Origin of the sequence: Pseudoalteromonas sp. NZS127, assembly GCF_015864805.1 — a bacterium.
Classification (GTDB): domain Bacteria; phylum Pseudomonadota; class Gammaproteobacteria; order Enterobacterales; family Alteromonadaceae; genus Pseudoalteromonas; species Pseudoalteromonas nigrifaciens.
Genome location: NZ_JADYWN010000004.1, coordinates 222,396 through 236,374 on the forward strand (window position 1 = coordinate 222,396; position 13,979 = coordinate 236,374).

The 13,979-nt window shown below is 38.4% G+C and carries 11 protein-coding genes and 1 pseudogene; 5 read left to right on the forward strand and 7 right to left on the reverse strand.

The window, feature by feature from the left end:
• Positions 1-537 precede the first annotated feature (537 nt).
• The 4 genes from I6E78_RS05960 (at position 538) to I6E78_RS05975 (ending at position 8,344) form a co-directional block, all read left to right on the forward strand.
• Positions 538-2,985 (forward strand): tellurite resistance TerB family protein, encoded by a 2,448-nt coding sequence (locus tag I6E78_RS05960; protein ID WP_197182148.1) that lies wholly within the window; start codon positions 538-540, stop codon positions 2,983-2,985.
• A gap of 2 nt (positions 2,986-2,987) precedes the next feature.
• Positions 2,988-4,295, forward strand: coding sequence for an ATP-binding protein (locus I6E78_RS05965; RefSeq protein ID WP_086999318.1), 1,308 nt, complete (start codon positions 2,988-2,990; stop codon positions 4,293-4,295).
• On the forward strand, positions 4,292-6,481 hold the full coding sequence (locus tag I6E78_RS05970; RefSeq protein ID WP_197182149.1) for a DEAD/DEAH box helicase: 2,190 nt from the start codon (positions 4,292-4,294) through the stop codon (positions 6,479-6,481). Before I6E78_RS05965 ends, I6E78_RS05970 begins: the two co-directional genes overlap by 4 nt.
• A 369-nt stretch (positions 6,482-6,850) precedes the next feature.
• Positions 6,851-8,344 (forward strand): acetyl-CoA hydrolase/transferase family protein, encoded by a 1,494-nt coding sequence (locus I6E78_RS05975; protein WP_011328660.1) that lies wholly within the window; start codon positions 6,851-6,853, stop codon positions 8,342-8,344.
• Between the two features lie 228 nt (positions 8,345-8,572).
• Here the strand turns inward: I6E78_RS05975 and I6E78_RS05980 are convergent, their stop codons facing one another.
• The 3 genes and pseudogenes from I6E78_RS05980 to I6E78_RS05990 all read right to left on the reverse strand — a co-directional run.
• Positions 8,573-8,977, reverse strand: coding sequence for a DUF6691 family protein (locus I6E78_RS05980; protein WP_182677443.1), 405 nt, complete (start codon positions 8,975-8,977; stop codon positions 8,573-8,575).
• Positions 8,978-8,980: 3 nt separating this feature from the next.
• A complete protein-coding gene (locus tag I6E78_RS05985; protein WP_179807317.1) occupies positions 8,981-9,394 on the reverse strand; it encodes a YeeE/YedE family protein in 414 nt (137 codons plus the stop codon).
• Between the two features lie 132 nt (positions 9,395-9,526).
• Positions 9,527-9,717 (reverse strand): annotated as a pseudogene (locus I6E78_RS05990) (MFS transporter); the annotation flags it as partial.
• Between the two features lie 165 nt (positions 9,718-9,882).
• Here I6E78_RS05990 and I6E78_RS05995 point away from each other — a divergent pair.
• Positions 9,883-12,036, forward strand: a complete 2,154-nt coding sequence (locus tag I6E78_RS05995; protein WP_231617949.1) for an exonuclease domain-containing protein — start codon at positions 9,883-9,885, stop codon at positions 12,034-12,036.
• Here the strand turns inward: I6E78_RS05995 and I6E78_RS06000 are convergent.
• The 4 genes from I6E78_RS06000 to I6E78_RS06015 form a co-directional block, all read right to left on the reverse strand.
• Positions 12,025-12,186, reverse strand: a complete 162-nt coding sequence (locus I6E78_RS06000; RefSeq protein WP_179807318.1) for a DUF2496 domain-containing protein — start codon at positions 12,184-12,186, stop codon at positions 12,025-12,027. The two genes, I6E78_RS05995 and I6E78_RS06000, sit on opposite strands and share 12 nt — an antisense overlap.
• A complete protein-coding gene (locus tag I6E78_RS06005; protein WP_089368542.1) occupies positions 12,176-12,451 on the reverse strand; it encodes a late competence development ComFB family protein in 276 nt (91 codons plus the stop codon). The genes I6E78_RS06000 and I6E78_RS06005 overlap by 11 nt, the downstream gene beginning before the upstream one ends.
• Positions 12,452-12,591: 140 nt before the next feature.
• Entirely contained in the window at positions 12,592-13,200 is a 609-nt protein-coding gene (locus I6E78_RS06010; protein ID WP_011328651.1) for a primosomal replication protein, read from the reverse strand.
• 1 nt (position 13,201) lies between these two features.
• Positions 13,202-13,978, reverse strand: a complete 777-nt coding sequence (locus tag I6E78_RS06015; RefSeq protein WP_011328650.1) for a TSUP family transporter — start codon at positions 13,976-13,978, stop codon at positions 13,202-13,204.
• Between the last annotated feature and the right edge of the window lies 1 nt (position 13,979).

The window sequence follows — 13,979 nt, forward strand, 5'->3', positions numbered from 1 at the left end:
CCTCATTTGGGTGTTACAAATTTAATTTAATATACTTCATAAACATATCCTTTTTAAATAAAGCTATTAAAGCTTGCTTAACCATATTCTGATTTTTAAATTAGCTGTCTTAAGTATGATCATTTAAATGGAATTAAAAGCTTAATTTATGTCTACAGTTTCCAAAGTGTTTTTACCTGATGAGGGAAAACTACACCTCTAATAAAATTCTATCTTTAGATGAAGCAAAACTATTCAAGCTTAGACGTTTTTTGAGAGAGCCTGAAGGGTTAGGTAGTATTTTATGTATTACATGTTTTGAGCCTTTGAATTCTGTAAGTTTGACATTTTACTACGGGTGATCAAGTTAATCCCGAGTAACAGTTTGAATTGCTATACATAGTAAGCTTTATTAAAGACGGTTTTATTGTTTGCTTAAGAATAATTGAAATTACTTAGCAACAGTACTATACATTTATGAATTTTTTAGTGGTATGTTAGTAGTAGATGGAGTTTTAAATAACAAAATGGTGCCAACCATTTTTAAAGGGATGTTGCATGGAATTCGTTTTTATAATTGCAGTTGTTATATTGATAATTTGGTTAATTACAAGTTCACGCTCAGATTCAAAAAAAACAAAGCCTAGAGTGCTAGGTAACCCGAGTCAAAATATAAAAGAAACTCGTGATGCGGCTGCTTCTAAACATTCTTTATCTAAGCCTTCTTTATCTAGACCTTCGAGTGACGTAACTAGCTCGATAGCTCCTATTACAACTACAAAAGCATCAGTTAGTGTTGAGTTACACGAACAAGCTACTGAATTAACCACAGCAAAGCAGACTAATCCAAAAACTCACACCACTGCTGTTAATAAACCTACGCCAATTATAGAGAGTGCCCATAGTGCAACACATTCTGAGGACGATTTTGCTACATTTAATATTTTTGAGAGCACAGAACCTCAAAATGCAAACATTAAAAGTACAAGAAAAGCCCAATGGCTTGATAAGAAGAAAGAAACTATTATACACAAGCGCAGGCTAAGAGGATTTATTTACTTAGGTGAAAAAATGGAGTCTCTTCGAGGTTATGACTCTGAGCCTGCATTATTAAACCCAATTTTACCCGCATCAACCCCTTTGGGGCATCAGCTAGGTTATTATACAGATGATTCACTTGGTTACTGGCCGAGTTATAACAGGCTTTCTAGACAGTGTAGAGGAGCCTACCTTGACTGGTTAGCAACCGACAGAAGCGCGGCCAATACCCCAGTAGGATTCGTGTTTTTGTACTTTTATGGACTTGAAAGATTTGTTATTGAAAATGGTCAAGTTGATAAAGTTGGAGATGAACAATTTGAAGACATTTTTTATGAAGTACTGCGTTTGCACAAGGTGTTTATTTCAAATCGTTCTTTTGCTGGTTACTCAGCAAACTTTTTGGAATTTATGTATTTACTTAAACCTGAATTATTTAAAAGTAAAAAACATATATTACCGAAGACGCGTCATTCACTACTTTTTAAATTACGTCTTTCAGAGCAAGTTGTTGCCACAGAAAGAGTGAGTGATGAACTAGCACTTGAGTGGATTAAAAATACAGACCAATACAATCTAAAAACAGCAGCTAGACGCTGCGATGTAGAGTTTGATTCACTTTTCAAACTTTACTACAAGCAAAAATTCCCAGAAGGAATGCAAGTAAAAGTAAATAAAACTAAATTAAACGCTGAGTACTTTGCTGCCAGTGGTGGCATCCCTAGCGTTAAAATTTTACTCGACGGTTTGCCTGACCCGAGCATATTAAAAGCACCTATAAAAAAGCTTATTCCAATAGCAGATATGGTCACTGAGGAACTAGCTAGCTATAGCCGTTATTTAGCTAAGACTAATACAAGCAAAGATGATTTAGCTGCATTAATACTGTTGCCTCGTGCCATCGCTAATAGCCAACCATCACCATTAATCGAAAAGTTTAAAACGTGGGCCCAAACTATCATTTTAGAACATGATGGGGTAACAAATGTAGCTGATTTTTGGTTGCAAACAGACTTACCAGCACCAAAAGCGATAAATAAGAAAGAAGGTGAGCTCATTTATAACTTAGCTAGCTTTGCTGATATTGGTATTGCGCCTGACTTACGTTATCACCATACAAAACCTAAATTAGATGGCAAACTTGTATTATTTTATCCAGGTCATGGGGAAGAGTTCGTCCCTAGCTATGCGTTTAATCAAGTCGGTGTCGCACTGCGCTTAGGTGCTATGGTTGCAAATATAGATGGAATTGTAGATGAGTCAGAAAGTTCAGAGTTAGAAAAGCTAATTGCTCATGATGAAAAATTAACGGATACAGAAAAGCGATCTCTAAAGGCTTATCTTACATGGCGATTAGTTACACCATCAGATAATACGGGGTTAAAAAATAGACTTAATAATTTAGGTGTAAAAGAAATAGAATTTGTGAAACGGTTTATTCTGTCTATTGCGCTCGCTGATGGCAATGTTGATAACAAAGAAGTAAAGCAAATCGAAAAACTCTACACAAATTTAGGGTTGAATAAAGAGTCTGTTACGAGTGATATTCATCAGCTTACTACAAGTAGTCACCAACCAGCACTAAGTAATCAAAACTCATCAGAATTTAGCTTAGATGAAACAATATTAGCCCTTCATGAAAGCCAAACAACAGAAGCAAAAAATATGTTGGAACAGATCTTTATCTCAGGTGAAGATGAAAGCGATTATATTGAAGTCTCAGAGCTGACAAACGAAGTTGATGGATTAGATCTGGCTCATAGCCAGTTGTTTGAAAAGCTATGTGCTAAAGCGCAATGGGGTCGCGAAGAGGTAGCCCAAATGTGTAGTGAGCTAAAATTAATGGTCGATGGTGCTATAGAAACCATCAATGACTGGTCATTTGATTTAGTGGATGCACCAGTAATCGAAGACGATGGTGATATATACATTGATGAAGAAATAGTCGAAGAGATAAGGGAGTTATAACAATGGCAGCAAAAAAAATTAGAGCAAAAGAGCGCGATGCAATTATACAGTCTCTTAAATCGGGTGTTACCCCAAAAGTCGGCATACAGCATATACAAGTAGGCCGTGGTAATGAACTTAAGGCGCTCATTAAAGATATCGACAGAGTGACAGAGGGCGGCTCTGCTTTTCGGTTAATTATTGGTGAATATGGATCAGGTAAAACATTCTTTTTAAGTGTTGTAAGAGCGATAGCATTAGAGCGAAAGCTAGTTACTGTTAATGCGGATTTATCTCCCGACCGTCGTATTCATGCATCATCAGGACAAGCCAGAAACTTGTATTCTGAGTTAATGAGAAACATGTCTACTCGTAATAAGCCTGATGGTAATGCATTGACCAGTGTGGTTGAAAAGTTTATTACCGAAGCACGAAAAGAAGCTGATAATACAAGCAAGGAAATAACCACAGTGATCCACGAAAGGCTCGCGTCACTCTCTGAGCTTGTAGGTGGTTACGACTTTGCAAAAGTTATCGAAGCATACTGGACAGGCCATGAAACAGATAACGAGCAACTTAAAAACAACGCTGTAAAATGGTTAAGAGCAGAATATGCTACAAAAACAGATGCTCGCAAAGATCTTGGTATCAGAAGTATTATTTCAGATGCATCGTTTTATGACTCTCTAAAGCTTATGAGCTTATTTGTAAGGCAAGCTGGCTACGAAGGGTTATTAGTTAACCTCGATGAAATGGTAAATTTATACAAACTCAATAGCACCCAAGCACGATTATCAAATTACGAGCAAATTCTAAGAATACTCAACGACTGCTTACAAGGATCGGCTGAGTACTTAGGGTTTTTACTGGGTGGTACACCTGAGTTTTTACTTGATCCAAGAAAAGGCTTATATAGTTATGAAGCGCTGCAATCTCGCTTAGCTGGCAATACATTTGCAAAACAAGCTGGTGTTATTGATTACTCATCTCCAGCATTACATTTGGCAAGTTTAACGCCAGAAGAGTTATTCATATTACTTAAAAACCTTAGACATGTTTTCGCATCAGGGGATGAATCGTTATATTTAGTGCCTGACGAGTCCCTAAAAGCATTTTTAGTCCATTGCAGTAAAACAATTGGAGACGCTTACTTCAGAACACCAAGAAATACGATCAAAGCGTTTTTAGATATGCTTGCCGTGATTGATCAAAATCCAAACATTTCGTGGGACAGCTTAATAGAAAATGTTAATATAGCACAGGAAAAACCTTCCGATGTAGAGTTAGATATTGAATCTGAAGACGATGAGCTAGCTGACTTTAAATTATGATCAACGCACACGAAAAGCTCGATTTTCGCATTCAGCAGTGGATTTTTAAACAAGGTTGGGATCGACTTAGAGAGATACAATGTTTAGCAATTGATCCTATCCTCTCAGGCAATACTGATGTGCTTATTAGTGCCTCTACTGCCGCAGGTAAAACGGAAGCATTTTTTTTACCTGCAATAAGTAGTATCGCAGATGAAGTAAGCGGTGTGGGCATTTTATATATCAGCCCGCTAAAGGCGTTAATAAACGATCAAGACCGAAGACTCGAAAGCTTGTCAGATTTATTAGGCATACAAGTTACACCTTGGCATGGTGATAGCTCGCAAGGTCGAAAAAATAAGCTGAAACGAAATCCATCCGGCATGGTGTTAATAACGCCTGAGTCCCTAGAGTCATTATTAATAAGAGACAGTGGTTGGGTAAAATCTGCTTTTCAGAATTTAAAGCATATAGTTATAGACGAATTTCACGCATTTATTGGTACTGAGCGTGGCCATCACTTGTTGAGTTTACTGCACCGCTTAGAGCATCTGCTTGGCCGCGTAAACTCGCCAATACCCAGAACGGCTTTAAGTGCCACTTTAGGTGACCTAGAAAGTGTCCCAGCATCTTTAAGACCAAATAAATCACTACCTTGTAAAATAATAAAGCAAACGCAGTCTTCATCATCGTTAAAAATGCAAGTGAAAGGATACATTGAAAGCGCTGTAGTAACAGATGAGACGCTTACTGCGGAGCAAAGAGTATGTAACGATTTATATGGCCTTTGCCGTGGTGGAAACCACCTAGTATTTGCCAACAGCAGAAGCCGCACCGAAAGCATTGCAACTACTCTTGCAGAGATGTGTGAGAGCAACATTGTGCCTAACGAGTTTTTTCCACATCACGGCTCGTTAGCCAAAGAAATGCGAGAAACACTTGAAGCTCGGCTTCAGCAAGATCAAATTCCAACAACAGCAATATGTACTATGACTTTGGAGTTAGGCATTGATATAGGTAAAGTTAACTCTGTTGTGCAAGTTACTGCGCCACATTCTATTGCAAGCTTACGGCAGCGAATGGGTCGTTCAGGCAGGCGTGGTGGCGCTAGTGTTTTGCGAATGCTGATAACAGAGGCCGACCTTACAGAGCAATCAAATATTGCAGATAAACTTCGGCTTGAATTAGTTCAATCGCTGGCGATGATACGGTTACTGGTTGCAAGCAAGTGGTACGAACCCGCAGACACTTCGCTTTATCACTTTTCGACATTACTACATCAAGTCTTAGCGCTCATCGCGCAATGGGGTGGTATAAGAGCAGATCAAATCTACGTATTACTGTGCAAAGATGGGCCGTTTCAGCAGGTTAGTATTACCCACTTTAAAGGTTTGCTGTCTCACATGGGAAAAGTAGAGCTTATTACTCAGTTAGGGAGTGGTGAACTTGTTTTAGGCCACATGGGTGAAAAAGTAACAAATCATTATACGTTTTATGCGGTGTTTAAAACCCCTGAAGAATTTAGAATAGTGACTGGTAGTAAAACACTAGGGACATTGCCCATAGACAGCCTAATTTTAGAAGGGCAACATATTATATTTGCTGGCAAGCGTTGGGTTGTTGAGTTGGTTGATGCTGACAAAAAAGTGATTTCAGTACGGCATGCAAAAGGCGGGAAACCACCTAAGTTCGGTGGTACAGGGATGGCTGTACATGATGTAGTAAGGCAAGAGATGCTGACAATATTGAGAGAAGGAGATTACAGAATTCAAGTTGGCGAACAAAAAATTGAGTTTGGTGATGAGGTTGCTCAATCACTTTTCAAAGAAGCAGCAGGTTTTTTTCAAACAGCAAAACTTGATAGTACGCATTTTATACAGCATGGCAATATAGTAGTTATTCTGCCTTGGGCCGGAGATAAAGTTTTAAATACACTTGTTGCTGTACTTATTAACAAAGGTTTTGGTGCTGGCGCATTTGCAGGGGTGATAGAGGTTGAAAATGCTTTAGTAGAAGATGTTATTGATGCGCTTAAAAGCTTTGAAAATAACGAAACAATATCAGCAATTGATTTAGCTGAAGTTATCTCAGAAAAGGCCATTGATAAGTTTGATGAATATTTATCACAAAATTTACTCACACAAGGATATGCCGCTAGAGCATTTGACGTTGAGAAGACAAGGATATTAGTAAAAAAATTACTCTAAAGAAATCTCGCATCATAAAGCTAGTATTCGGTCACTTTATGTCACCTTATGCTTCAAACAACATTGGGTGTATAAACTAATTACTTATAACTAAGCCACTTTATAAACTACATTTTATTCAATTTATTTTTCTCTCATTATTCTACTTTTTTCTAATTTTAATCCCATACTTTAAATACTCACTTAAAACTTACGCTATATCAGCATATTAAATTTATATAAATGTTCGTACATTAAAGTAGATTGCTACCACCAAGGCACTTTATTCTGTGTTTGCGTAACTTAATTTAGTAAATGCGACCTAAGTCTAGATTGCGAAGTGCGCTGTAATACTTAAAATAACGCCAAATTAAAAAGGGGCTCAGTAGTATGCAGTTAGAACGTATCCGCAATAGCAATCTGCACCAAAAAGTAATGTCAGCAGAACAAGCTAGCCAATTTATTAAAGATGGAATGACAGTAGGCATGAGTGGCTTTACTCGTGCCGGTGAAGCTAAAGCCGTGCCAAGAGCACTGGTTGAGCGTGTTAAAAATAATCCAATGAAAATAAACCTAATGACCGGTGCGTCGTTAGGTAATGATTTAGATAAACTACTTACAGAAGCGGGTGTGCTAGCCCGCCGTATGCCTTTTCAAGTAGATAGTACATTACGTAAAGCGATTAATAACGGCGAAGTAATGTTTATTGACCAGCATTTATCAGAAACCGTTGAGCAGTTGCGTAATCATCAATTAACTATGCCTGATGTGGCGGTTATTGAAGCGGTAGCAATTACTGAAGAAGGCCATATTGTGCCTACTACTTCGGTAGGAAACTCTGCAAGCTTTGCTATTTTTGCTAAAGAAGTGATTATTGAAATAAATATGTTGCACAGCCCTGAACTTGAAGGCTTGCATGACATATATATTCCTTCGTATCGCCCTGTGCGCCAACCAATTCCTTTAACTAAAGTAGATGATCGTATTGGTAGCACGGCTATTCCAATTGATCCTGCTAAAATTGTTGGCATTGTTTTTACTAATCAGAGCGATTCGTTTTCAACAGTTACCGACCCTGACGTAGATACAGCGGCTATTGCCAGCCACTTAGTGAGCTTTTTTAAAGAAGAAGTAGCACAAAAGCGTATGGCAGAAAACCTAGGGCCATTACAAGCAGGTATTGGTAATATTGCTAACGCGGTAATGATGGGATTGTTAGATTCTGATTTTGAAGATTTAACAATGTACTCAGAAGTATTACAAGATTCGACCTTTGATTTAATTGATGCCGGTAAACTTAAATTTGCTTCAGGCAGTTCAATTGTTTTATCAGAGCGTTGTAATGCAAAAGTATTTAATAACCTATCAGAATATAAAGATAAGTTAGTGTTACGTCCGCAAGAAGTGTCGAATCACCCTGAAATAGTACGCCGTTTAGGGATCATTGCCATTAATACTGCGCTTGAGTTTGATATGTACGGTAACGTAAACTCAACCCATGTTTGTGGTACTCGCATGATGAATGGTATTGGCGGCTCGGGTGACTTTGCACGTAATGCGCATTTAGCGATATTTGTTACTAAGTCGATTGCTAAAGATGGCGCTATTTCGAGTGTAGTACCTATGGTAAGCCACGTTGACCATAACGAACATGACGTTGATATATTAGTAACCGAGCAAGGCTTAGCCGATTTACGCGGCTTAGCGCCACGTGAACGTGCTGTACAAGTTATTAAGCACTGTGTGCACCCAGATTACCGTGACGCCATGCTAGATTACTATGAGCGCGCTTGTAAGCGAGGCGGACACACACCTCATTTATTAGAAGAAGCGTTTAGCTGGCATATTCGCCTTGAAGAGCAAGGCAGTATGAAAAAAGCCTGATAAATATAATCCCAAATTGCACCAATCCATACAGTTAATCTGTTTTGGGTTTAATTAAACGCTCCTTTTAGGGGCGTTTTTTTAGCGCTACTCTACACAATTAATTAGCCACTTAGTCTTGAGTATTAAAAGGCCTAAATTCGGATAATAAGTGCTGGCTAATTACCTTTAAGTAATCCATTAACACCTGGTATTAATGGGTTACTTAAACAGCCTCTAAAATCAAACTTAAGTAAGCTTTTTAGTTAGCCACATACCGCCTAGCACGGCCGCAAAAAACAGCAAAAATTCCATTTTAAGAGACACTAATTGAACCAAGCCCGGGCCTGGGCATATGCCACTTAAACCCCAGCCTAAACCAAAGAGTATTGAGCCAGTAATTAAGCGCGCATCAACTTTTTTTAAATCACTTAAATTAAATGATCCTGAAAGGAGTGGCTTCTCTTTTTTTGCAACCCATAACCACGTAAGCATCATTATTAGCATGGCAACAGCCATCACTATAATTAAGCTTCCATCCCATTGGTTTCCAAAGGTAAGAAAGTTAATTACTTTAGCGGGGTTTGTCATACCGCTAATAATAAGCCCTAAGCCAAATATAAAGCCTATAACAACCATCATAATTGCTTTCATTATTTATCCTACCAGGTTTGCTGTAATAAAGGCGACGAGCATAAATGTACACGTTGCAACCCAAGAGCGGGTAGAAAAACGCGACATGCCACACACACCATGGCCACTTGTACATCCATTAGCTAAAGTTGTACCTACGCCAACTAAAAGCCCCGCAACAACAATAAGCCAAGGCGACAACTGTAATTCGGCTTCTAATAAAGAAGGGGCAAATACCCTTACAGCTACACCTGCCAACAACAACCCTAAAATAAAGTATAGCTGCCAACGAGAGCCCGAACTTACTTTAGCAAATACAGACTTAACAATGCCCGAGATGCCTGCAATTTTTCCGTATAAAACCAGTAATAACGTACACGCTATACCTATTAATGCACCGCCTATTGCAGCCGACACTGGGGTGAATTCTGTTACCATTTTTTAAATTTCCCAAACAATAGAAACACCTAAACCGGTTTGTTTCATTTCGATTGATACTTGCTGATTCGGCGCTAAGTAGTTAGCACCCGTTATTTTTTTGCTGGCGATTAATATCACCGCTTTTAAAAATTACATAGATTCGAGCGTTTTACCGCGTGTTTCTTTTATGTATTTAACAACAAAAAACAGGCTTATAAGTGCCGATAACGCATAAAAGCCATAAGCACCGGCAAGGCCAATGTTAGCCACATAATAGGGAAGGTCATGGTAATGGCAAAGTTAGCAATCCACTGCGCACTGGCGGCCACAGCAAGGGCTGCAGCATCATAATTAGCGTAAGAAATAATATTATTAGCACTATTAATGGTGCTAAATCTTGTCCTAATTAACGCCTGATAACTCAAAGCATTACTGATTACAACTTTAAGATTGAATAATAAGCATAAATACTAGATACTGTTTTTATATACAGTCATGGCAATGTTATGAAAAAAGAATTACCAGCAAAATACTATTTAGCGCATTTTAGAGAGCTTATTGAGTTTGTAACAAGTAAATGCATGCATTTACTTGAGCCTAAACATAGTGAATTTATTAGTAAAATTAATCAGCTAGATGAGCAAAGCCAATGCATGTTGGCGCGTGTGTACTCGCGAAAGCCTTATTTAGTGCAGGCGCAATCGCTTAATTATGAAGAAATAACCTCGCCGCATCAGGCTATTTATACGCTAAAAAAAGCCGGCATTTTATTTGAGCCAAACGAGCAGCATTATTCGCAGCTTTTAGCGCACTTAACCAAACCTGCTTTACTAGAGTTACTAAGTAATTATCCTGATCAAATAAGCTATAAAAAGAGCGCCGCTAAAGGCGCGCTGGTGGATAGCGCCCGTGAGTTTTTTAAAAGCTGCCCGCACGAGCTTGCACCGTTTTATAGCCAGTATGTAATTAATAATCGCAGCGATTATTATGAGTATTTTGAGTTTTTATTTGCAGGTAAACTAAGCAGTGGTGATGTGAATCATCAAAACCGTTTTGTAATGCGAGACTTAGGTTTAACCGCTACGCGTGAAGGGCATAGCGAGAGCTTATCGCGCTTTGAAACGAAGGCCGAGGCGCAATCAAACTATTTATTAAACCGTTACCGATTAGCATTTAAAAATATAACCGATGAGAACGATTACGTTGCTTTAGCGCTGCAGGTTCTAGTGCAAGCTGCGTATGGTGCAATAGCTGTTGCGCTTAAAAATAAGTTATTAGTACAGCTTTTTAAACAGTTAAAAAACACCAATAGCGAACTTGCTTTTAGTTTACTTGAAGGGTGTGTTGATGATAGCGAAGCACACGAAATTCAAATAAGAGAGCAATACAGGCTTGGTAATAAACAGTGGGTAAAAGCACGCTTAGAAGCCATTATTGAAAATCCGCTAACGGATGATTTACTGTACTTTGCTGACGACTTTTTAATGCGTAAATTTAATAAGCAAACGCGTTCGCGTTTAAGCACTATGCTTGCTGACACTCAGTGCGTACTCGAAATTGACGAATTATACCGAGGTGAAGTAGAGCAAGGCGTAAACGATTATTACACTGGCCAAGGTATGCAGGTATTTAATACCGAAAACACATTGTGGCAAAGTTTGTTTAGTTTAGTATTTTGGCACGAATTATTTATTGATACCCCTTATCCGCTATGCAATGAGTTTGATATTTATCCGCAAGTATTAAGGCTTGGTAATTTTTATGCAGCGCAACCAGCGCAAATAAATGAGCGCTTAGCACAGTGCCAAACACCTCAGGCATTACTTAAATTAGTATGTAAAAATGCAGCGCAATACTTTGATCAACCTAACGGTTTATTTAAATGGCATAACGAGTTATTACAACCACTAGAAGCGCTGATTTTAAATAGCCCAATTGAGGCGTTAATTACTCACTTAACTAATATGAGTAAACATTATTTACAGCTAAAAGACGGCTACCCCGACTTAATGGTTATCCATAACGGCAAAGTACATTTTGAAGAAGTAAAAGCCCCAGGCGACAAGCTAAGGCGAAATCAATTAACGACTATAGATAACTTAAAGAGCAGTGGTTTTGAGGTACATATAGCCGTTGTTAAATGGTTTATAGATCCCAACCGCATTTACAGCGTAGTTGATTTAGAAACGACAGGCGCATTAAAAGGCGGTAACAAAATAACCGAAATTGGCTTAGTTAAAGTACAGCATGGCAAAGTAATCGATACCTGGACTACTTTAGTTAACCCACAGCGACATATACCTGGGTTTATCACGTCGTTAACCGGTATTAGCGATAGCATGGTAAGTAATGCGCCAGTATTTGCAGATATAGTAAAACCTTTAATGGCTAAATTAGCGGGAAGCATTTTTGTTGCGCACAATGTTAACTTTGACTACGGGTTTATTAAAAAAGAATGCGAAATGGCAAAGGTGTCTTTTAAAATGCCCAAGTTGTGCACTGTGGTGGAATCGCGTAAAGCCTTTGCGGGCTTAAAGTCGTACTCGTTGGGTAATTTGTCAAAGCACTTTAATTTAAACTTAACTAGCCATCACCGAGCGCTTGCCGATGCAACCGCCACAGCGCAGTTGTTACTGTTAATTCAAAAATCACAAAGCTAGCTCATTACTCTGCTTTTTTTCAAAGTCGATTTTTACTATTTCGAGTGCTTTAAGTACTTCATCAGGAGCAACGTCGTGTTGCTCTAGTAGCATAATTAAATCGACTGCGAGTTTTATATGGGTTGGTGCTTGTTGTAGATTATTGCTCATGCTGAGGTTTCTTTTTTGCAATTTGGCTAATTGCTACATCAATGGCTGTTTGCACTCGCTGTTGCATATGCATACGCTCTGTTTGTGATAAATAATAAGCCATATCTACGTCGGAGCGAATATAGCGCGCAGGCAGTTGATTTAAAACAGTACAGCAAAAATCGGCCATTACATCATCAGTATACTGCTCATTAAGTTTGCGATTAATTATTTCTTCTAAAACAAATTTTTCATAAAAGTTATGTATATCTTCGTGTAATTGCATATTCCACTCGCTCGTTTTTAATCCATTTAATTGAGTTTATACCAAGGAACAGTATAAATCGAGGGGATAGCTTTACAGCTATTTATTAACGGTTAATTAGTTAACGGCTTGATTGGCATTGTGAAACATACTTAAAGTGTTTAGCGAAGTTGTTGTTTTTCTACACGTTGTATTTTTTCTTCGGTGGCCGAAATCGCTTTTCTACAGCGCCCTAAGCGTGCATGCGTTGTTAATATTTCCAAATTTAGCTTTTGTGCTTTAGCTGGAGTTGCTTTATCCATTTGCATTTTACGCTCTTCAATCATTAGTAATAATCGGCGTTCAAATTCGTGATTTTGTTTAAGTTCGTCATAAAGCTCATGAGATGATTGTATTACTTGTTGCACGGCTTGTTTATAAACAGCTTGTTTGGGGCGCGGTTTATAGTGACTTTTATTTTCTTTTATCCAAATAGGGGTTGATTTAATAACATTAAAAACAGCTTGTACTTGTGTTGCTATACGCTCAAGTGCGTAGGTGTATGCATGGCGATGCTCACTTGGTGGTAAAGACGATACTTCGTCTTCTATTTCGGCTACATAGTCGGCTAGGTTCATACTTTTAGTACTAAAAACAGCACGGTCAAATAAGCTTGGTTGCGCTTGCATATAACGGTTTTTAGAAAACAGTTTTGCTTTATCAAATTGCTCGGCTTGCTGCTTTAAGGTTGCAACTTGTTGGCGTAGTTTATCAAAAGCGGGTGAGTGCATATTAAAAGTAAGCCTCGTAAATAAGTTTTAGTGCTAATAATATAACCATAGTATTAAATACTGGGCGAATAAACTTGCTGCCAAAGCGTATTGCTGAATGCGCGCCAAACCATGCGCCTAGCATGATAAAAAAGCCCATAGTAATACCCAGTAAAAAGTTAACATGGCCTAATGCTACAAAAGTAATAAGTGAAATAAAGTTAGACACAAAGTTCATTGAGCGCGATAAACCACAATTTAGCAGTAGGTTCATTTTATATAGCATGCCGTTTGAGGCGGTCCAAAAGGTGCCTGTACCTGGTCCTGCTAAGCCATCAAAAAAACCTAAGCTTAAGCCTTGCAGCCACTGCTTTATTTTCATTGTTTGGGTAAGCTTAGGTAGTTCACTTCCCTCTGTGGTACTTAAACTACCAAACAAGCTATAACAGGCTACAACAATTATAATTATAGGTAATAATTTATTTAAGAAGTCGATACTTAAGTGATCAACTATTAAAGTGCCTATTAATGCGCCAATGGCGGTGGCAAAAATAGAGGCTAGCCAAAACTTAGGGTTAAATAAGTCTTTTTTATAATAAGTATAACTTGCAGTTAAAGAGCCAAAGCTTGCGGCTAATTTATTTGTGCCAAGCGTTAAATGCGGTGGTAAGCCTGCTGTTAATAAAGCAGGAACCGTTAACATACCACCACCACCGGCGATGGCGTCAATAAAACCTGCGGCAAGTGCAACGGCACATAAAATAGCCCAGGTTGTTGGATCGAGTGCAAGTTCAAACATT